18 protein-coding genes and 1 pseudogene are annotated in these 21,770 nt (G+C 43.0%); 11 read left to right on the top strand and 8 right to left on the bottom strand.

The annotated features are described in order from the left end of the window. The first annotated feature begins 121 nt into the window (after positions 1-121). Positions 122-1,411: an MFS transporter gene (locus Xsto_RS05920; RefSeq protein ID WP_099124373.1), complete on the top strand. Its 1,290-nt coding sequence runs from the start codon at positions 122-124 to the stop codon at positions 1,409-1,411. A 129-nt stretch (positions 1,412-1,540) separates the two neighbouring features. On the opposite strand, the gene Xsto_RS05915 is transcribed toward Xsto_RS05920, so the two are convergent. The 4 genes from Xsto_RS05915 to satP form a co-directional block, all read right to left on the bottom strand. After that, on the bottom strand, positions 1,541-2,710 hold the full coding sequence (locus Xsto_RS05915) for an MFS transporter (RefSeq protein ID WP_099124372.1): 1,170 nt from the start codon (positions 2,708-2,710) through the stop codon (positions 1,541-1,543). An 18-nt stretch (positions 2,711-2,728) separates the two neighbouring features. Next, complete coding sequence (locus Xsto_RS05910) at positions 2,729-3,907, bottom strand: cysteine desulfurase family protein (protein WP_099124371.1); 1,179 nt, start codon at positions 3,905-3,907, stop codon at positions 2,729-2,731. Positions 3,908-3,955: 48 nt separating this feature from the next. Further along, positions 3,956-4,657: a hypothetical protein gene (locus Xsto_RS05905; protein ID WP_169926597.1), complete on the bottom strand. Its 702-nt coding sequence runs from the start codon at positions 4,655-4,657 to the stop codon at positions 3,956-3,958. A gap of 609 nt (positions 4,658-5,266) precedes the next feature. Continuing rightward, positions 5,267-5,839, bottom strand: a complete 573-nt coding sequence (satP, locus tag Xsto_RS05900) for an acetate uptake transporter (RefSeq protein ID WP_099108809.1) — start codon at positions 5,837-5,839, stop codon at positions 5,267-5,269. A 349-nt stretch (positions 5,840-6,188) separates the two neighbouring features. Here satP and dnaK point away from each other — a divergent pair, with 349 nt between their 5' ends. Further along, positions 6,189-8,102, top strand: a complete 1,914-nt coding sequence (gene dnaK / locus Xsto_RS05895; RefSeq protein ID WP_099108810.1) for a molecular chaperone DnaK — start codon at positions 6,189-6,191, stop codon at positions 8,100-8,102. 106 nt (positions 8,103-8,208) lie between these two features. Next, entirely contained in the window at positions 8,209-9,345 is a 1,137-nt protein-coding gene (gene dnaJ / locus Xsto_RS05890) for a molecular chaperone DnaJ (protein ID WP_099108811.1), read from the top strand. 156 nt (positions 9,346-9,501) lie between these two features. On the opposite strand, the gene Xsto_RS05885 is transcribed toward dnaJ, so the two are convergent. After that, positions 9,502-10,347 carry a DMT family transporter gene (locus Xsto_RS05885; protein ID WP_099124370.1) on the bottom strand — a complete coding sequence of 282 codons (846 nt, stop codon included), beginning with the start codon at positions 10,345-10,347 and terminating at the stop codon, positions 9,502-9,504. Between the two features lie 346 nt (positions 10,348-10,693). Here Xsto_RS05885 and nhaA point away from each other — a divergent pair, with 346 nt between their 5' ends. Both nhaA and nhaR read left to right on the top strand, forming a co-directional pair. Further along, positions 10,694-11,878, top strand: coding sequence for a Na+/H+ antiporter NhaA (nhaA, locus tag Xsto_RS05880; protein WP_099124369.1), 1,185 nt, complete (start codon positions 10,694-10,696; stop codon positions 11,876-11,878). A 207-nt stretch (positions 11,879-12,085) separates the two neighbouring features. Beyond that, entirely contained in the window at positions 12,086-13,006 is a 921-nt protein-coding gene (gene nhaR, locus Xsto_RS05875; RefSeq protein WP_099108814.1) for a transcriptional activator NhaR, read from the top strand. 75 nt (positions 13,007-13,081) lie between these two features. Here the strand turns inward: nhaR and rpsT are convergent, their stop codons facing one another. Beyond that, positions 13,082-13,342, bottom strand: a complete 261-nt coding sequence (gene rpsT / locus Xsto_RS05870; protein ID WP_092513125.1) for a 30S ribosomal protein S20 — start codon at positions 13,340-13,342, stop codon at positions 13,082-13,084. A gap of 348 nt (positions 13,343-13,690) precedes the next feature. On the opposite strand from rpsT, the gene ribF reads away from it, so the two are divergent. The 5 genes from ribF (at position 13,691) to ispH (ending at position 19,604) form a co-directional block, all read left to right on the top strand. Further along, on the top strand, positions 13,691-14,623 hold the full coding sequence (gene ribF / locus Xsto_RS05865) for a bifunctional riboflavin kinase/FAD synthetase (RefSeq protein ID WP_099108815.1): 933 nt from the start codon (positions 13,691-13,693) through the stop codon (positions 14,621-14,623). Positions 14,624-14,681: 58 nt separating this feature from the next. Beyond that, entirely contained in the window at positions 14,682-17,495 is a 2,814-nt protein-coding gene (ileS, locus tag Xsto_RS05860) for an isoleucine--tRNA ligase (protein ID WP_099124368.1), read from the top strand. Next, positions 17,495-18,022, top strand: a complete 528-nt coding sequence (gene lspA / locus Xsto_RS05855) for a signal peptidase II (RefSeq protein ID WP_099124367.1) — start codon at positions 17,495-17,497, stop codon at positions 18,020-18,022. The genes ileS and lspA overlap by 1 nt, the downstream gene beginning before the upstream one ends. Positions 18,023-18,199: 177 nt before the next feature. After that, positions 18,200-18,670 carry an FKBP-type peptidyl-prolyl cis-trans isomerase gene (fkpB, locus tag Xsto_RS05850; RefSeq protein WP_099108818.1) on the top strand — a complete coding sequence of 157 codons (471 nt, stop codon included), beginning with the start codon at positions 18,200-18,202 and terminating at the stop codon, positions 18,668-18,670. Next, complete coding sequence (gene ispH / locus Xsto_RS05845) at positions 18,651-19,604, top strand: 4-hydroxy-3-methylbut-2-enyl diphosphate reductase (RefSeq protein ID WP_099108819.1); 954 nt, start codon at positions 18,651-18,653, stop codon at positions 19,602-19,604. The genes fkpB and ispH overlap by 20 nt, the downstream gene beginning before the upstream one ends. A gap of 106 nt (positions 19,605-19,710) precedes the next feature. On the opposite strand, the gene Xsto_RS05840 is transcribed toward ispH, so the two are convergent. Further along, entirely contained in the window at positions 19,711-20,469 is a 759-nt protein-coding gene (locus Xsto_RS05840; protein WP_169926594.1) for a GNAT family N-acetyltransferase, read from the bottom strand. 182 nt (positions 20,470-20,651) lie between these two features. Then, complete coding sequence (locus tag Xsto_RS05835; RefSeq protein ID WP_099124365.1) at positions 20,652-21,290, bottom strand: LysE family translocator; 639 nt, start codon at positions 21,288-21,290, stop codon at positions 20,652-20,654. Positions 21,291-21,426: 136 nt separating this feature from the next. Here Xsto_RS05835 and Xsto_RS05830 point away from each other — a divergent pair. After that, a pseudogene (locus tag Xsto_RS05830) lies at positions 21,427-21,770 on the top strand (IS982 family transposase); the annotation flags it as partial.

Here is a 21,770-nt window from a genome sequence, read left to right as displayed (position 1 = left end):
CTGATAGAATCATCAGTATACCTGTTGTTTTTCAATATATAGTTTTCTTAACTACATATTGAGATCCATAAAGTATATAAACTCATATGAAAAATATTTTATAACTATAAATCGGTACCTTATGTCACAACATCACAATCGTTCTCTAAACAAACAGGATTATAAAACTCTTTCTCTGGCAGCTTTAGGCGGAGCATTAGAGTTTTATGACTTTATTATCTTTGTTTTTTTTGCTGTCGTACTGGGGGAACTGTTTTTCCCTGCTGACATTCCTGAATGGCTCCGACAACTCCAGACTTTTGGTATTTTTGCCGCCGGTTATCTGGCACGGCCTTTAGGCGGGATCATCATGGCACATTTTGGTGATCTGGTCGGGCGCAAAAAAATGTTTTCTCTCAGTATCCTGCTCATGGCTTTACCTACATTAATTATCGGCATGTTACCGACCTACGCTACAATTGGCATTATCGCCCCACTACTTCTGTTAGTGATGCGAATTATGCAAGGAGCGGCAATCGGTGGTGAAGTTCCCGGTGCATGGGTATTCGTGGCAGAGCATGTTCCCCGTAAACATATCGGTTTTGCCTGCGGAATACTGACTGCGGGATTGACTCTCGGTATTTTACTTGGCTCTCTGGTCGCAACTGCAATTACTTCGGTTTACAGTAAACAGGAAGTTTTAGACTGGGCATGGCGTTTGCCTTTCTTCCTTGGTGGTCTCTTTGGCCTATGTGCCATGTACCTGCGTCGCTGGCTACATGAAACGCCGATATTTAAGGAAATGCAGGCACGTAAGGCATTATCAGATGGTCTACCCCTGAAATCCGTCATTCAGAATCATAAACGAGCCATTACTGTTTCCATGTTGCTGACCTGGCTTCTTTCTGCGGGTATTGTCGTCGTCATTCTGATGACTCCTACCTATATGCAGACAGTTTTTCATCTCGAACAACCCATGACGCTGAAAGCCAACAGTCTGGCAATTGTGTCACTTTTTATTAGCTGCGTATTAGTCGGGCATTTCTGCGATAAATGGGGGGCTAGCAAGGTTTTATTAGCAGGCAGCTTATTACTGGGCGCAGCCGCTTGGTTCTTCTATCACAATATCAGTCATGATCCCATCAGACTATACAGTGCTTATGCAATCGTAGGGTTCTCTGTGGGAGTTATCGGTGCTGTACCTTTTATTATGGTTCACAGTTATCCACCGGAAGTCCGCTTCAGCGGTATTTCTTTTTCATACAATCTGGCCTATGCCATTTTTGGCGGACTAACACCGATTATCATCACTCTGTTAATGCAATATACGCAATTAGCTCCCGCATACTATATGCTGATGCTGTCTGCGATAGGAGTGTTATTAGGGCTTTATCTGAGTAAAAAAACAATATCAGGTAATCAGACAATATAAAGCAAGAGATAATCATAACCACCCGCTATATGGGTGGTTATGATTGGTGAGATAGGCTAAAGAGTTTAGTATAAAAATAGATCAATGCATTTTCACTATTACTCACTTCTTTAATCCGACAGAACCTTTTTATTTCTCTAGAACAACTCCACCCAATTGTCGCCTCGGTAATGCTATAACAAGCTCTAGAGTCGCTATCACAGCGAGCGTAGTGATAAATAAGGATTTGCCTGCTTCAACTAATATCCAACCACCTATTATTGGAAAACCGAATATCCCTACAAAGTAGGAGACAACGAACCAAGTAAGCGCTGCATGGCGATTCTCAAGAGCAGATTCATTTATCGCCCAAGTTTGGATAACAGGATAGACCAATCCATACCCCAGACCCGTTAAAATAGCGGCTACAATCTGAAAGGTTGAATGAACAGGTACACCAAACAAAGATAAAATGCCCAGAACTAAAAATGACATAAGTGTGATAACAAGTGGAATACGAGGTACAGTTGATAAATAGCGAGCCAGCAGAAGCCGTGATATAACCACAGTCACTACATGAACAGCAAAAAATGTGCTGGCTCTTGAATCTGTTCCTTCCACAATTGAACTCTGGAACGACATCATGCCAGAAAACACGCAGCCCCCCAGTCCTACCATAATAATCGGACGGATTGCACTAGTAACCGCAATCTTCGATATATTCTTTATCCAGGGTCTTAATGATAATTCCCGTTGAGCTTGGGGTTCTCTAAACCCAAATACCATGAAAAATAGCGATGCAAAAATAGCAACAACACCAACAAGAAGAAACGCTATCAGGATAGGTATTTTTAGTTGTTCAACAACGATATAGAGTAAAATGGGGCTGCCACAAATTCCTGCCATCTGGAAAGCACTGAAACGTGTAAACCAGTATCCTCTATCTGCATCAGAAATACGTTCAGACAACGCCATTGGTCCGCTGATATAGAACATGCCCCAACCAAGGCCAATCAGAAACGCGCCTATACGTGGCATGTAGCTCAGATCACCCGCGGAACCGCTGAGAAAAAAATAACCACATGACACTGATAAAGCGGCTAAGGCTGCGAAACGCGATGCTTCCAGCCTCCCGGCAAACCATCCAACTAAAGGAACACCAATCAAAGTGCCGATTAAAGCCACACTCAGTGTCATTCCTGCGTCAATATCACTCCCTCCTTGTGACCGAAAAAATTCAGAAATTAAGAAAGTCGCTCCATATCCACCCGCAGTAAAAGTCGTGCCGAAGAGGAGAAAAAGTGCTGATGTCGTTCGCATAAATCAAATCCTATATCACTAAGAACTGAATGCTCTTGGAACCATAGACCTCAGTTTATTTATTGCTTCTTTCAACTTATGGCAAACATAGTCTATTTCTTCTTCATTGTTAAATCTTCCCAAACCGAAACGTACACTGGCTTGAGCTTGTTCATTACTAACACCTATAGCCTTTAGCACATGTGATGAAGCTCTGTTTGCAGACGTGCATGCAGACCCTGAGGACAGTGCAATATCAGAAAGCTCAAGCAACAGTGAGTCTGCATCTATTCCTTCAAACGATACATTAAGTAACCCCGGCAGGCATGCGGTTAGATGGCCGTTTATCCGAATACCTTCCACATTTTCAATAAGATATTGTCGCAATATATTTCTCAGATGACCTAATCTCTGTGATTCATCTGGTAAGTTTTTAACAGACAACTCAACTGCACGACCAAATCCCACTATCCCTGGGACATTAAGAGTACCAGAGCGCAGACCCCGTTCATGTCCGCCACCAACAATGAGGGGAGATAAAGCAATATTTTTATCACGCGAGTTGATATAAAGTGCTCCAATACCTTTGGGGCCATATATTTTATGTGCAGAAAATGAGGCTAGACTAATATTCATACGTTGTACATCAAACTCTATTTTGCCAAGCGCCTGTGTAGCATCGGTATGAAAAATTATATCCTGCTCTTTACAAAGAGCGCCTATTTCCTCAATTTTTTGCAATGAACCAATTTCATTATTTGCCGACATAATAGAAACCAGATAAGTATCATCTCTCAATGCGCGATGTATTGAGTCAGGGCATACAACACCGTCACTTTGTGGTTGCACATAGGTAACGTCTATTCCCATTGATTCAAGTTTAGCGCAACAATCAAGAACAGCCTTGTGCTCAATCATTGATGTGATGACATGCCCTTTTTTATTTTTATGCTGAAGAGTTGTGATGGCAAGATTAATCGACTCGGTTGAGCCAGATGTAAATATAATATCCGATGGGCTTACTGCATTGATTGATGATGAAATTAATTTCCTAGCATGCTCAACGGCCTCTCTGGCTTTCCAGCCAAAAGCATGGCTGATACTAGATGCATTGCCATACTCATGAGTAAGATAAGGCATCATAGATTGAAGCACTTCAGGATCTAATGCAGTTGTAGCATTATTATCTAGATATATTAATTTGGATAGAGTTTGCATAATGTTCCACTTTGTAATGTGAAGATGGAATTATATTATTTAAAATAATTAGGCAATTGTTATATCACCCTGACTCACATCACCCGTTTCGCTAACGAGGTTAAGACGAATAGCACTGGAAACACCTAACATATGGCTAAGTTGGAGTCCGCGAGCATATGCTAGCGCTCTGGACCACACACAATCTTCAAAAAATACTTCCAAAAGTGTATCTGTATTATTACCTGCTGCTTTTTCAAAATACTCTTTTGTAATAGCTGCGCAGGTGAGTTTTTGAGTGGGCTCTTCATAAGAAACATCAGACATTGATGGTTTGGAATCTGATGTGCTTTTGGCAACCATACGTTGCTTGAGTATTTCGGGAATTTCCTCAGAGGCAAGAATGTGAACTAAGTGCTGCCTAGCGGAATCCTCATGAATAACTCGTATTTCACTAAGTGATATTTGATGCTTTTCAGCTATGGGTAAAAAAACGTTTACAATTGAGGTGTGGAGTTGGCTCAAACGAGGGTTTCTTTTTTGAGAATTAGATAGATTATCTGCCAAAAATTGTAGACGAAATATTCCACGGTGATCGAAAGCTATCGATATTCTTGGTAATTGACCACATTTATCTTGGATTTTTTTTGCTAATACAAGCGCTGCTTCAAAGGCTTTTAGTTGTGCTTCGACAACTATTTTATCCTCTTGGTCAAGATAAACACGTGAATTGCCAGCGAGTATACTAATATTATTTTCTTGTATATTTATATTCATTAACTATTCGCTCGTCATATTTAATTGTTAATCCACGCAGATGAAGATAGCACATGAAAAATTCATCAAAAAATTTTCAAATTGAAAAGTATAAGCTAGATCAAAATATTATATGAGGTTGGAATTAGAGCTTGGATAAAAATTAAATTCCTCGTTTAACTTATTAAAAGCAGTGACAATCATCCTTTCTCAATATTTACCACCCTGATGATTCCATGCTTTATGGGATATGTCTTCACACCAAAACAATAAAGTCTTAATTTTATTTTTAATTGTTCTCCAATAAACATTTTTATTGTTTGCAACTTAATAAAAATTAATAACCCTACTGTTCCTTGAGCCTATTCATGGGGTTTTTAATATAAATCAGTAGCACATGTAAAAATTAACACTAAAGTTTTTTATTAACTAATACCTTTCCAATATGGGATATAATGGCTCTGTAATTAATTAAATAGAATTCAATATAAATATAGAAATTAAAATAGCAGTAATTATAAAATCTGGTATTTACCATAGCTTTTATTCGGTTATAAGAAAAAACAGGATGAGTAAAACGACTCATCCTGTTCATTTTTGCCGGACAGCTAATTACATCTGATATCAGGCGTGTTTTTTCTCACCAATTGGCAGAATGGTACGGCCATATTGTTCATTCAGAACTTCAGCCATTGCCAGATAGAAAGCACTTGCCCCACAAATAACACCTTCAAAACCGGCAAAAGTCAGAAGGCTGGCGTTACCAGTGATGTTACCAATCGCCAGCAGAGCGAACAGTACAGTCAGGCTACCGAAAATGAACTGCAAAGTGCGGTTAGCTTTCAGAGTGCCAAAGAACATAAACAGCGTGAAAATACCCCACAGTGCAAGATAAACGCCGAGGAACTCAGAGCTGGTTGCTTCTGCCAGACCCATTTTTGGCAGGAACAGCACACCAATCAGACTCAGCCAGAACATTCCGTAAGAAGTAAATGCAGTTGCACCGAATGTATTTCCTTTTTTGTACTCAATGATGCCTGCCAGCACCTGAGCCAAACCACCATAAAAAATTCCCATACTTAAAATAACAGACGTTAATGGGAAAAAACCCGCATTATGCAGATTCAATAAAATGGTTGTCATGCCAAAACCCATCAAACCCAATGGGCCTGGGTTCGCCAACTGATTAGAACTCATATTTTCCCTATAAATTCAAATAAAACAAAGTATTAAAAAAGATTCTCATAGCACTTTTCTATGCCAGAAAACCATAAAAGGCGGCGGATCATAATGTGATGGCATCAACTACACAATGCCCTCAGAAAAATTTTTTTATTAAATCTCAATTTTTTTTCAATCTCCCCCTTGATGCTGAGCTGAATGACCCCATCTAAGTCTCAACTACAGTTACTACTGACACTTCAGTAACGGCTGAAAACATACAATGAGGAATTTCTGGCAGACAGTGCCATTGAAAAGAAAACATTCATCCTCATATAGCGTAGTAACTTGACCGAATATATGAATTCTTTGTGGAGGCGTTTAGATGGGTAAAATCATTGGTATCGACTTGGGAACTACCAACTCTTGTGTAGCAATTATGGACGGCACAACAGCACGTGTGCTTGAAAACAGCGAAGGTGATCGTACAACCCCTTCAATCATCGCATATACTCAGGATGGTGAAACTCTGGTTGGTCAACCAGCTAAACGTCAGGCTGTTACTAACCCGCAAAACACCCTGTTTGCCATCAAGCGTTTGATTGGCCGTCGTTTTCAGGACGAAGAAGTACAGCGTGACGTTGCTATCATGCCATACAAAATCACCAACGCAGACAATGGTGACGCATGGCTGGAAGTAAAAGGCCAGAAAATGGCACCACCTCAGGTTTCTGCTGAAGTCCTGAAAAAAATGAAGAAAACCGCAGAAGACTATCTGGGTGAGCCAGTAACAGAAGCAGTTATCACTGTTCCTGCTTATTTCAACGATGCACAGCGTCAGGCAACTAAAGATGCGGGCCGTATCGCAGGTCTGGAAGTTAAGCGTATCATTAACGAACCAACTGCGGCAGCGCTGGCTTATGGTCTGGATAAAGAAGTTGGTAACCGTACTATTGCAGTTTACGACTTGGGTGGCGGTACTTTCGATATCTCTATCATCGAAATCGACGAAGTTGACGGCGAAAAAACGTATGAAGTTCTGGCAACCAACGGTGATACTCACTTAGGTGGTGAAGACTTCGACAGCCGTATGATCAACTATCTGGTTGATGAGTTTAAGAAAGAACAAGGTATCGATCTGCGTAACGACCCACTGGCTATGCAGCGCCTGAAAGAAGCAGCAGAAAAAGCGAAAATCGAGCTGTCTTCCGCTCAGCAGACTGACGTGAATCTGCCATACATCACTGCAGATGCAACCGGTCCTAAGCATATGAACGTTAAAGTAACCCGTGCAAAACTGGAATCTCTGGTTGAAGATCTGGTGAAACGTTCTATCGAACCACTGAAAGTTGCACTGAATGACGCTGGTCTGTCTGTATCTGACATTCAGGATGTCATTCTGGTTGGTGGTCAGACTCGTATGCCAATGGTTCAGAAAGCTGTTGCCGACTTCTTCGGTAAAGAACCACGTAAAGACGTTAACCCTGATGAAGCAGTTGCAATGGGTGCGGCAGTTCAGGGCGGTGTACTGGCAGGTGACGTGAAAGACGTTCTGCTGCTGGACGTAACTCCACTGTCTCTGGGTATCGAAACCATGGGTGGCGTGATGACTTCTCTGATTACGAAGAACACCACTATCCCAACTAAGCACAGCCAAGTATTCTCTACAGCAGAAGACAACCAATCTGCGGTAACTATCCACGTATTGCAGGGTGAGCGTAAGCGTTCCAGCGATAACAAATCTCTGGGTCAGTTCAACCTGGACGGCATTCAGCCAGCACCTCGTGGTATGCCTCAGATCGAAGTGACTTTCGACATCGATGCCGATGGTATCCTGCACGTTTCTGCGAAAGACAAAAACTCTGGTCGTGAGCAGAACATCACCATTAAAGCATCTTCTGGTCTGAATGAAGAAGAAATCCAGCAAATGGTACGTGATGCAGAAGCTAACGCAGAAGCTGACCGTAAGTTCGAAGAGCTGGTTCAGACTCGCAATCAGGCAGACCAACTGGTTCACGGCACTCGTAAGCAAGTTGAAGAAGCTGGCGACAAACTGACTGCTGACGAAAAAACCGCTATCGAGAAAGCTGTTGCTGAGCTGGAAACTGCGGCGAAAGGTGAAGATAAAGCTGAAATCGAAGCGAAAATTCAGGCTCTGGTTGAAGCATCTAAGAAACTTCTGGAAATCGCACAGCAGCAGGCTCAGGCAGGCGCAGCTGATGCAGAAGCAGGCAATGCCGCGAAGAAAGATGACGACGCTGTAGACGCTGAATTCGAAGAAGTTAAAGACAAAAAATAATAGCCCTTAGCGGGCAAAGTAACAGGACGCCTGTTACTTGTTAACTAGCACGGGCGTTGAGGTAACACTCTACGCCCGTTTGTGCGTGTTAGGGGTAAACAATACGATGGCAAAAAAAGACTACTACGAGGTTTTGGGTGTCTCCAAGACCGCTGATGAAAAAGAGATCAAGAAAGCCTATAAGCGACTGGCAATGAAATTCCATCCTGACCGTAATCAGGGTGATAAAGAAGCTGAAGCCAAATTTAAAGAAATTAAAGAAGCGTATGAGATCCTGACAGACTCTCAGAAGCGCGCAGCTTATGACCAATATGGTCATGCCGCCTTTGAACAGGGTGGTATGGGTGGAGGTGCTGGTGGCTTCGGTGGTGGCGCTGATTTTAGCGATATCTTTGGTGACGTTTTCGGAGATATTTTCGGTGGTGGCCGTCGTCAACAGCGTCCAAGCCGTGGTTCTGACCTGCGCTACAGCATGGACTTAACACTGGAAGAAGCTGTCCGTGGTGTGACCAAAGAGATCCGCATCCCAACTCTGGAATCCTGTGAAAGTTGTCATGGCAGTGGTGCAAAAGCAGGCACTAGTCCTGAAACCTGTTCTACCTGTCAGGGTGCTGGTCAGGTACATATGCGTCAGGGCTTCTTTACTGTTCAGCAGCCATGTCCTCAATGTCATGGCCGTGGAAAAATCATCAAAGAACCATGTAACAAATGTCACGGTCACGGTCGCGTTGAAAAATACAAAACACTGTCTGTTAAAATCCCGGCAGGTGTCGATACCGGTGACCGCATTCGTTTAAGTGGTGAGGGTGAAGCTGGCGAACACGGCGCTCCGGCAGGTGATTTGTACGTTCAGGTTCAGGTTAAAGCGCACCACATCTTCGAACGTGATGGCAGCAACCTTTATTGTGAAGTGCCAATCAACTTTGCAACTGCAGCACTGGGTGGCGAAATTGAAGTACCGACTCTTGATGGTCGCGTCAGCCTGAAAATCCCGGCGGAAACTCAGACCGGCAAATTGTTCCGCATGAAAGGCAAAGGCGTTAAATCCGTTCGTGGCGGTGCACAGGGCGATTTACTGTGCCGTGTTGTCGTGGAAACTCCGGTTAAACTGAACGAAGAACAGAAAGAGCTGATGCGTCAACTGGGAGAATCTTTTGGCGGAAAAAGCGGGGAAACCAATAGCCCACGCTCCAAAAGCTTCCTTGATGGCGTGAAAAAGTTTTTTGATGATTTGACTAAGTAATTTAGTTTATTTATCAGAAACGAATTTACTCAGCCAAAAGCTGGTTTTAATTCCCCAGTCACATAGATAAGACAACTGTGTGACTGGGAATGTTCTTAGCCAGCAAAAAATAGCTTAGAAGACGATAAATGTCCCCGACAAATTAGAGTCATCCCCCTACCCTAATTTCATTCCGACAACCCCACTGACAATCACAACACAAGCCAGCAATCGCATTTTACTAAACGGTTCCCGTAAGATGAAAACCGATAATAGCATTGCAAATAATATGCTGGTTTCGCGTAATGCAGCGACCAGTACAATTGGAACATGGCTCATTGCCCAAATGGCAATACCATAGCTGACTAGCTGCATGAATCCACCAAGAAGCCCCGGTTTCCAATACTGACGAATACTTTGTCTGACAGTATTTCTGTATTTGAAATACATCATCCCACCCATTACCCAGCCATAGACAGCAAACAGCCACAGAATATAAGTCAGGGCATTATCACTGGCTCGGGCCCCTACACCATCAACCAACGTGTAACAGGCAGTAAAAACAGAAGTTGTAATCGCTGCAATCAATGCCCTGCGATCCAGTCGGAGAGATTTCTTCCCATAAGGAAATGCAATAAAAATGACACCAACAATAATTAAACCAACACCCAGCATCGCTAAAGGTGGTAACGTTTCCTGTAAAATAATCCAACTCAGCAAAGCGGTAATAAGCGGCGCACATCCTCTGGCTATGGGATAGATCTGGTTTAAGTCTCCCATTTCATAAGAGCGGCTTAAAAACAGGCAATAACCAATTTGTAGTACACAAGATAATATTAACCACGGCAGAGAACTGATTGTCGGTAATCCAACCCATAATAACCCCAAAGTTGAGATTAACCCGGAAAAAAACGCGATAAGTGCAATTCCCAAAAATCGATCAGCACTCACTTTTATCACTGCATTCCAGCTGGCATGTAATAAGGCAGCTCCAAGCACGGCAAATAATACTAGTGTTTCCATAATCGTATTTACCTTTGTCTTTTTATTGTTATTGATTAGTTTTTATTAAGTTAATAAATCATCCTCCATAAATCCCTAAGTTAGTCAAACTTAATTTCTCTCGAGTAATCCTCGGAAAACACAATGTTAAAAACACATTAAATCGAATATACCGAATCATATCGCATAAATAACCTACTTTTTCCGAAATCAAAGTTAATGTAGTATTTATAACTTCATTAGCCATAATCACGATATTTATAGCCACATTATTTATAAAAATAATATTTATACCCAATATTCAGGTGACTATTGTCTCTACAACAATAGTATCTACAACCTAATTCATCTTATAGGTTATTAATTTATGACTGCAATTATTCGTCAATTCTTAAAATTAGAAGCAGCGGGAGGGATCCTCCTCATTATTGCTGCCATTATTGCGCTGGTGATGGCAAATACGCCATTGGAGGCTATCTATCATCAGTTTCTTAACTTGCCCGTTGCGGTTCAGTTTGCTGCACTGGAAATCAATAAACCATTATTACTATGGATAAATGATGGATTGATGGCCGTTTTCTTCCTGATTGTTGGTCTGGAAGTTAAGCGAGAACTCATGGAAGGTTCTTTAGCCAGCCGTGATAAAGCCATTTTTCCAGCCATTGCAGCCCTCGGAGGTATGATTGCCCCAGCATTAATTTATCTACTCTTTAACGGCAGTGATGAAATCACCCGTCAGGGTTGGGCTATTCCCGCCGCCACCGATATTGCATTTGCTCTTGGTGTGATGGCTCTCTTAGGGAATCGCGTACCTACAGCGCTAAAAGTATTTTTGCTCGCACTGGCAATTATTGATGATTTAGGGGTCATTATTATTATTGCCCTGTTCTACACCAAAAGCGTTTCAATGGTTGCTCTGGGGCTGGCTGCGACAATGATAGGGCTGCTTGTATGGATGAACTGGCGTGGTGTTGCCAAAACATCCGCTTATTTGGTGGTTGGAGTAATTCTGTGGGTTTGTATCCTTAAATCAGGTGTTCATGCCACGTTAGCGGGAGTGATTGTCGGTTTTCTGATCCCTCTGCGCTGTAAAAATGGTCACTCACCTTCCGAAGCACTTGAGCATGGTTTACATCCGTGGGTAGCGTATTTAATCCTGCCACTCTTTGCTTTTGCCAATGCCGGGATTTCACTACAAGGAGTCTCTCTGGAAGGTTTAAGCGGCATGTTACCTGTCGGTGTTGCTCTTGGCCTGTTTATCGGAAAACCGTTAGGCATTTTCCTGATTAGCTGGCTCTCAGTGAAGTTGGGTATTGCCAAATTACCGGCAGGAATTGGAATGCAGCAAATCTTTGCAGTCTCTGTCCTGTGTGGAATCGGCTTTACAATGTCTATTTTTATTTCCGGTCTGGCATTTGAAGGTCTTAGTGAAGACTTCAGTACCTACTCACGTTTAGGGATATTGATTGGCTCGACCACGGCTGCTTTTATTGGCTATGGTTTGCTCAATAAACTCCTGCCAAAGAAGGTTTTAGCGAAGAAAAAAATATAGCCAAATGCCGTTGAATAGACTAATTTAGGCGCATAATCGAGACAATTCCAAATTAATTCATCCTCTTAATATTCACGGTATAACGTCTCACCTGCTGTACCGTGGATATTCATATTAGAAGAAAACAGGAGAGCATCATAATCTGGCAGCCTGAAACGTAAGGTCACGGCTGTTGTACAGATATGAGGTATACACAAGGATAAATATATGCGGGTTTCACATTTAAACTTTAACCACCTTTACTACTTTTGGCATGTTTGTAAAGAAGGTTCTGTTGTCGGGGCTGCTGAAGCTCTATACCTGACACCACAGACTATTACCGGCCAGATTAAGGCGCTGGAAGAACGCATGGGTGGAAAACTGTTTAAGCGTCAGGGAAGAGGATTAGTTCCGTCAGAGCTGGGACAACTCATTTTCCGCTATGCTGATAAGATGTTTATGCTCAGCCAGGAAATGCTGGACATCGTCACCTACAGCAGAGAATCAAACCTGCTGTTTGATGTCGGGGTCGCAGATGCCCTATCCAAACGTCTGGTCAGTAAGGTATTAGAAACCGCGGTAGTGGAACATGAGAAAATCCATCTGCGTTGCTTTGAATCAACCCATGAAATGCTGCTTGAACAGCTCAGTCAACATAAACTGGACATGATTTTATCTGATTGCCCGGTTGATTCCACTCAACAGGAAGGCCTGTTTTCCGTCAAGCTGGGAGAGTGCAGCATCAGTTTTTACTGCCGCGAACCGATCCCGGAAAAACCTTTTCCGGAATGTCTGGAAGAGCGTCGTTTATTGATCCCCGGCCGTCGTTCAATGCTGGGCAGAAAACTGCTGACATGGATACGCAATAAGAACCTTGAGGTTGAGGTATTGGGAGAGTTTGACGACGCAGCGTTAATGAAAGCGTTTGGTATGTACCATAATGCTATTTTTATCGCTCCGTCTTTCTATGCCAATGATACTTTTGCTGACAGCGATATTATTGAGATAGGCAGACTGGAATCAGTACAGGAAGAGTATTATGTCATCTTTGCTGAAAGAATGATCCAACATCCGGCTGTTCAGCGCGTATGTAACAAAGATTTCTCTGATTTATTCAATGTTCCGTTAAAAAACAGATTAGAGAAATAATACGAGCCAACATCATCGGGTATATACAAAAAAACCGGCAAAAGCCGGTTTTTTCAGCATAATTAAAACAACGAATTACATTGCTTTAATTTGCGCTGCCAGAGCAGATTTATGACGTGCTGCTTTGTTTTTGTGGATCAGACCTTTACAGGCGTGACGATCAACAATTGGTTGCATGTCATTGAATGCGTTCTGTGCAGCTTCTTTATCGCCAGCAGCGATTGCCGCGTATACTTTCTTGATAAAAGTACGCACCATAGAACGACGGCTTGCGTTATGCTGACGGCGTTTCTCAGACTGTACGGCGCGTTTCTTAGCTGATTTGATATTAGCCAAGGTCCAACTCCCAAATATATTCTATCGAGGACAATTCAAAGGCCGAGGAATATGCCTGTTCAGCCTTCTTTTGTCAATGGATTTGTGCAAATAAGCGTCGTTGTACGGCGACGCTGGTTACGTTGTGATGGGGCAGGATTTTATCAGCTTACTGAAAGGGAATACAGCCTTTCACAATAAAAAACTCAATGAATCACTGAGAAATGCGATAAATTAAATATTTTTCGGGCATCTAACCTGTTTTTATTGTATGAATCAGGTTATTAATTAAAACCCTTTGTGATCGTGGGTTAACCTTGTGCGCTGTACAAGGTATAATCCGGCAATTTTCACGGTATTGAGCCAGCTATGGAGCTAATTCGCGGTATACACAATATCCGGGCGCGTCACCATGGTTGCGTGCTGACGATTGGTAATTTTGATGGTGTCCATCGCGGGCATCAGGCTTTATTGAAACATTTGAAGCAAGAAGGGCTGCGTCTCGGGTTACCGACAATGGTGATGATTTTCGAACCGCAGCCACTGGAAGTATTTGTCGCTGATAAAGCACCAGCCCGCCTGACACGGCTACGGGATAAAATAAAATATTTATCCCAGTATGGTGTTGATTACTTGTTATGTGTGAAATTCGACAGAAATTTTGCTGCCAATTCACCGGAAGCATTTGTTTCCCGGTTGCTCGTGGAAAAACTGGGTGTTAAGTTTCTGGCGGTTGGTGATGATTTCCGTTTCGGTAAAAACCGTCTTGGCGATTTTCACTATCTACAGCAGGCAGGTAAACAATACGGCTTTGATGTTGCCAGTACAGACAGCTTTTGTGACAGTGGTCTGCGGATCAGCAGTACCGCCATTCGGCAATCATTGCAACATGATGATCTAACATTGGCTGAAACATTACTGGGGCATCCTTACAGCATAAGTGGCCGGGTCGTTCACGGTAATCGTCTGGGAAGGACTATTGGCTTTCCCACGGCAAACTTACCTCTGAAGCGGCTGGTTGCTCCCGTGAAGGGCGTTTATGCTGTTGAAGTTTACGGTTTAGGTGATACTCCTTTGCCGGGTGTTGCCAATATCGGAAATCGCCCTACCGTTTCTGGTCAGGGCCAGCAACTTGAAGTACACCTGATTGATACCCAAATGGATCTGTACGGGCGTCATATTGATGTGGTATTGCGCAAAAAATTGCGTGATGAACAGCGATTTGCTTCGCTTGATGCGCTTAAACAGCAAATCGCAAATGATGTGGTCTCTGCGAGAGAATACTTTTTGCAGCGATCCTAATCATCTACTTGAACCCCACTTGAGGGGTATAGCGGAAAATTGGAACTGAGAATCTATAATGAGTGACTACAAAGACACCCTAAATTTACCGGAAACAGGGTTTCCTATGCGCGGGGATTTAGCCAAGCGCGAACCAGATATGTTGAAACGTTGGTACAAAGAAGGTTTGTATCAGGCCATCAGAAAAGCAAAATCCGGCAAGAAGAGCTTTATTTTGCATGATGGCCCTCCATATGCAAACGGCGATATTCATATTGGTCACTCAGTTAATAAAATTCTCAAAGATATTGTTGTTAAGTCCAAAGGATTATCAGGCTACGATTCGCCTTATATTCCGGGTTGGGACTGCCACGGTTTACCCATTGAGCTCAAGGTTGAGCAGATTATTGGTAAGCCGGGGGAAAAATTTTCCGCCGCAGAATTCAGGGCTGAGTGCCGCAAATATGCAATGACTCAGGTCGAAACACAAAAAGCGGGTTTCAAACGTCTGGGTGTTCTGGGTGACTGGGATAAACCTTACCTGACCATGGACTTCAAAACTGAAGCAGACATCATTCGTGCTCTGGGTCGTATCATTGGCAACGGTCATTTGCTGAAAGGTGTTAAACCTGTTCACTGGTGCACTGACTGTGGTTCTTCCCTTGCTGAAGCTGAAGTTGAATACTACGATAAAACTTCCCCTTCCATTGATGTCCGTTTCACTGCCGTTGATGCAGATGCCGTCTATACCAAATTTGGCGTACAACCACAGAATCTGCCGGTTTCTCTGGTCATCTGGACAACCACACCGTGGACACTGCCTGCTAACCGTGCAATTGCACTGGGTGCAGAAATCACCTATCAATTGGTTAAAGTTAACGATGAATGTCTGATTCTGGCAGCAGAATTAGTCGAATCCATTATGCAGCGTGCAGGTATCACTTCATGGGAAGTGATGACCGATTGCACAGGCGCTGATTTAGAATTGATGCGTTTCAACCATCCATTCATGGGCTTTGAATCTCCTGCAATTCTGGGTGATCACGTCACACTTGATGCGGGTACAGGTGCCGTACATACTGCCGGTGGTCATGGCCCGGATGACTATACTATCAGCCTGAAGTATGGTCTTGAAATCGCGAACCCGGTCGGCCCGAATGGCTGCTACATCTCCGGAACCTACCCATCACTGGATGGTCAGTTTGTATTCAAGGCGAACGATATCATCGTTGAGCTACTGCAAGAAAAAGGCGCATTACTTAGCCTGGCAAAAATCCAGCACAGCTACCCTTGCTGCTGGCGTCACAAAAAGCCAATTATCTTCCGTGCAACGCCACAATGGTTTATCAGCATGGATCAGAAAGGCCTGCGTGAACAATCACTGAAAGAAATCAAAGGTGTTGAGTGGATCCCGGGTTGGGGACAAGCACGCATCGAATCCATGGTCGAAAACCGCCCGGATTGGTGTATATCCCGTCAGCGTACATGGGGTGTACCAATGTCGCTGTTCCTGCATAAAGAAACACAGGAACTGCATCCTCGTACACCAGAGCTGATCGAAGAAGTTGCTAAACGTGTTGAAGTGGATGGCATTCAGGCATGGTGGGATCTGGACATGTCAGAGCTGCTGGGTGATGAAGCGGCAGATTACATGAAAGCTCAGGATACACTGGATGTTTGGTTTGACTCAGGAAGTACCTGTTCTTCCGTTGTCGATGCCCGTCCTGAATTCAATGGCCATTCCGCTGATATTTATCTGGAAGGCTCAGATCAGCACCGTGGCTGGTTCATGTCCTCGCTGATGATTTCTACCGCTATTAAAGGCAAAGCTCCTTACCGTCAGGTTCTGACTCACGGTTTCACCGTGGATGAGCACGGACGTAAGATGTCCAAGTCCATCGGTAACACCGTTAGCCCACAGGATGTGATGAACAAGCTGGGTGCAGATATTCTGCGTCTGTGGGTAGCTTCAACCGATTACTCCGGCGAAATCGCGGTTTCAGATGAGATCCTGAAGCGTTCTGCTGATGCTTACCGCCGTATCCGTAATACTGCGCGCTTCCTGCTGGCAAACCTGAATGGTTTCGATCCTGAGCAGCATATGGTGAAAGCAGAAGACATGGTGACTCTGGATCGCTGGGCGGTAGGTCGTGCGCAGGCGGCACAGGCTGATATCCTCAAACACTACGATGAATACGATTTCCATGCTGTTGTTCAGCGTCTGATGCAGTTCTGCTCTGTAGAAATGGGTTCATTCTATCTGGATATCATCAAAGATCGTCAATACACCGCAAAAAGCGACAGTGTTGCACGTCGTAGCTGCCAGAGCGCTCTGTATCATATCGCAGAAGCATTGGTTCGCTGGATGGCTCCGATCCTTTCCTTCACTGCTGATGAAATCTGGAATGAACTGCCGGGTAAACGTGCACAGTTTGTTCTGACCGAAGAGTGGTACGATGGCCTGTTCGGTCTGGCAGATAGTGAAGATATGAACGATACTTTCTGGGCTGAGCTGCTCGAAATTCGTAGTGAAGTGAACAAAGTACTGGAACAGGCTCGTGCTGATAAACACATCCGCAGTTCACTGGAAGCTTCAGTAACACTGTATGCTGATGAAGCACTGGCCGGAACACTCAACAAACTGTCAGATGAGTTACGTTTTGTGCTGTTAACTTCACAGGCAGAAGTTGCTGCGTACACCACTGCCAGTGATGATGCACAACAGAGCGAACTTCAGGGTCTTAAAATTGCCTTCCGTAAAGCAGATGGTGAAAAATGCCCACGTTGTTGGCACTATGCTAAAGACTTGGGATTGGTGGCGGAACACGCAGAACTTTGTGGCCGCTGTGTGACTAACGTTGCCGGTAACGGTGAAGAGCGTAAATTTGCCTGATGAAGAAACCCATTTGTTCCACTGGCCTCCGCTGGCTTTGGTTAGTTGTTGTGGTATTGATATTGGATCTGGGCAGTAAGCAATTAATATTGCAGAACTTCAGCCTGTATGAATCTATACCACTTATACCCTATTTTAATCTGGCTTATGCACAGAACTTTGGGGCAGCCTTTAGTTTTCTGGCTGATAAAGACGGCTGGCAGCGTTGGTTCTTTGCATTGATTGCAATTGCCATCTGTATCACATTGCTGGTTATGATGTATCGTTCCAGTGCCAAGCAGAAACTGAGCAACATTGCTTATGCTTTGGTGATTGGTGGGGCACTGGGAAATCTGTTCGATAGGCTGGTACACGGCTTTGTTGTCGATTTCATCGATTTTTATGTCGGAGAATGGCACTGGCCTACCTTTAATATTGCAGACTCTGCAATTTGCATCGGGGCAGCACTCATCATCATTGAGAGTTTTACCAGCCCGGGTGATAAAAAAGCCTCATCGAAAGAACAGTCATCGAAAAATAGTCACTAAAAAAACAATAAGAAACCAGCCTCGGTAATAAAACCGGGGCTGGTCATTCCATCAATACCCAGTGGATTTCAGGTTGCATCACAGTGGCAAGTGAGTAAAGCAGCCAACAGCGAAAAGGCAACTTGAAAAGACGACGGGTATAACTGCAATCGTTTTTTATTAAAAGGTTTGAGCGATATGTCAATGCAGGTGCAGGCGCACAGTGCTGTTTTATTACATTTCACCCTAAAGCTGGATGATGGCTCAACAGCAGACTCGACTCACAGTCAAGGTAAACCCGCATTATTCCGTTTAGGTGATGGCAGCCTCTCTGAGCCACTGGAACAACAGCTTCTTGGCCTGAAAACTGGCGATAAACATCAATTTACACTGGCAGGCGAAACTGTTTTCGGCAAACATAATCCTGATTTAGTACAATACTTCACGCCTCGTGATTTTGCGGATTCAGGTATTCCTGAAGCTGGCACTATCATGCTATTTACGGCGATGAACGGCAGTGAAATGCCGGGATTTATCAAAGAAGTCGCGGAAGGTTCCATCACTGTTGACTTTAACCATCCGCTGGCTGATCAAAACATCACTTTCGAAATTGAAGTGTTGGAAATAGACCCTCAGTTGGAGGAAAACCATGCAAATATTGCTGGCTAACCCTCGTGGTTTTTGTGCTGGTGTTGATCGTGCCATCAGCATTGTTGAGCGTGCATTAGAACTCTATGGCGCTCCGATTTATGTTCGTCATGAAGTCGTTCACAACCGTTATGTGGTTGACAATCTCAGAGCTCGGGGCGCTATTTTTATTGAGGAAATTTCAGATGTACCTGATGGTGCAATTCTGATTTTCTCCGCACATGGCGTTTCGCAGGCTATCCGTACAGAAGCCCGCTCCCGTAATCTGACCATGTTGTTTGATGCCACCTGTCCTCTGGTGACAAAAGTACATATGGAAGTTGCCCGGGCGAGTCGTAAAGGCAAAGAAGCCATTCTGATCGGGCATGCCGGCCACCCGGAAGTAGAAGGCACAATGGGGCAGTATAACAACCCTGAAGGCGGTATGTATCTGGTGGAATCACCGGAAGATGTGTGGAAATTGCAGGTTAAGGATGAAAATAACCTGTGTTTCATGACACAGACTACGCTTTCTGTAGATGATACCTCTGACGTTATTGATGCACTTAATACCCGATTCCCGAATATTATTGGCCCACGTAAGGACGATATCTGTTATGCCACAACTAACCGTCAGGAAGCGGTGCGTGATCTGGCAACCGATGCCGATGTTGTTCTGGTGGTAGGCTCCAAAAACTCATCAAACTCCAACCGTTTGGCTGAACTGGCACAACGTATGGGAAAACCCGCTTATTTAATTGATTCTGCCGAAGATATTAAAGAGGAATGGGTTGATAATATCAGCGCTATTGGCGTCACTGCCGGCGCCTCTGCCCCGGATATTCTGGTGCAGCAGGTCATTGAGCGTTTGAAAACTCTGGGAGCAAAAACAGTTAATGAACTGCATGGACGTGAAGAAAATATTGTCTTTGAAGTCCCTAAAGAATTGCGGGTTGATATAAAAGAAGTTAATTAAAGTATTTTTCACCCGGCTTTTTGTTAGAAAATTTAATTGATTAATCATGAATAATTTTTCTTGCAAAAAGCCGGGGCTACAGTTTTTATAATGCGTTAATGGTAATTTAAATAAAGTTATATGTATAACGCTTAGAATGCCCATCCCATATCCATTTATCCGGTCTTTTAGCAGGGTCTAACTCTAGGTTTCTACCTTTGTCAATAAATCCCATCTTCATATACGCTGGCTTTGCTTTCTCAAATGGCTGGAGTTTTAGTTTTCCTTTTTTGCCTGACTGCTGTGATTTATTGACTGCATATTCAACCAGAAAAGGGCCACAGCCTCGGATACCACAGTGTGTTGCCAACAAATAAATATGAGGTAACTTATGCTTCATTGATAACTGCATAACACCTACAGGAACTCCCTTAAAATAAGCAACAAAAAATACCATACCTAATTTACTAATATTTTTTGAGTCAGCAATGTAACCCGCTATATTTTCCTCAATCCCCACAAATATATCGAGTGACTCACCATATCTTGCATTCCAACTTTGTTGCTCTGAACTAATCGGGCCAGAAGAATCGTCAACTTTCCAATCAGGAAGCATTGTTTTATTTTTTATCATTCTCGTTGCATGTAGTGCATCTGAGGCTTTAACTTCTCTAACGGTGATAAACCATCTGATATCAATTGATGTTAGCCATAACTCTGAAAAGGATTTAGTGCGGGTTAGAGAACCTAAACCCATAGGATGAGGAACGTTAAAAGATTTTGATCTAAACATATTATGATCCACCTTATTTTTATAAAAAACAATTTGGTTTCCTTTCCTTGTTTTTATTATGATTTCAATAAAAGTATTCACATTAACTGTCAAAAAATATAAACCAAAATAGAACATCACAATGAAATAATAGTTAAATCAAACCGAATAACCAAAAAAATAACTTATAACGACTTGCTTTATCACATCATTTCTATTTATCAAAAATTTCAAACTTTTATTCTGGCGTAATATTAAATAACTTACGGTTTGGATTAACTCTATATTCATATTTTTTATGCAGAAATAAATACTAGACGAATTGCAAATCCAATCAGGATTAAGCCAATTACACGTTCAAACCAGTATCCCATCTGAATAAATTTCAACCTGATCACCGAATTAGAAAAAAGCCAGCTAACCAGAATAAACCATGCTGCATTCACCATACACATCCATACACCATAAAAAACCTGAACAGATAACGGCGTCGTAGTGCTTACCACGGTTGTAAAAACAGCCAGAAAAAATAGCGTTGCTTTAGGGTTGGTCGCATTTGTCATAAACCCGATAAAAAAAGCTCTTCGCAGATTTTGCTGCTGCACTGGCGCTTCATGAGAAAGAACAAAATCAGCCTGTTCCGGTTTGCTTCTGATAAATTGAATACCCAAATAGCATATATATACACCACCAATTATTTTGGCGACTGTCATCAGCCAAGGCGTTGAGTGGATTAATGGACCAACCCCAATCAGTGTATAAATCACGTGGACTGATATACCCACACCAATACCAATAGCAGTAAAAATACCCACCCAACGGCCAAAGTGTATGCTTTGTCTGATAGTCACGGCAAAATCCGGCCCCGGAGCAACAACAGCCAGAAAATGGATCAGCGCAAGCCCCAAAAATTCATGTAGATAGTTAGAAAGCATATTTAATACTCTTTATATAAGCAGAATATCCTGATTGTATTAAATAACCTGAGCTTCGCTTAAGAAGGGAACTAAAGTGCCTGAGGCACGATCAAAGTTTTTGCTAAAGAAAACAAAATCGTGGAGATCCTCAGGCATGTATAATTTAGAAGAACTTTACTGCTGCGTCGATGACTTTTGCCAAAAATTTATCCCTCTTTGGCATCAACAACTCATTGAAAACGGATTACGTAAACGACACCGCGAAGCGTCCCTTTCTCTCAGCGAAATCATGATGATCCTCATTTTATTCCATATGAGCCATTATCGTGATTTTAAAACGTTTTATAATGAACATGTAAAACAATACCTTATCCACGACTTTCCCGGATTAGTCAGTTATACCCGTATGCTTACCCTGAAGAAAAGGACGCTTATCCCTTTATGCGCTTTTCTGTCGTCACGTAAGGTAACAACTCAAGGGATCGCCTTTATTGATTC

This window comes from Xenorhabdus stockiae, from assembly GCF_002632825.1.
In the GTDB taxonomy this organism is placed as follows: Bacteria; Pseudomonadota; Gammaproteobacteria; order Enterobacterales; family Enterobacteriaceae; genus Xenorhabdus; species Xenorhabdus stockiae.
This window is presented reverse-complemented; position numbering and strand designations above follow the sequence as displayed.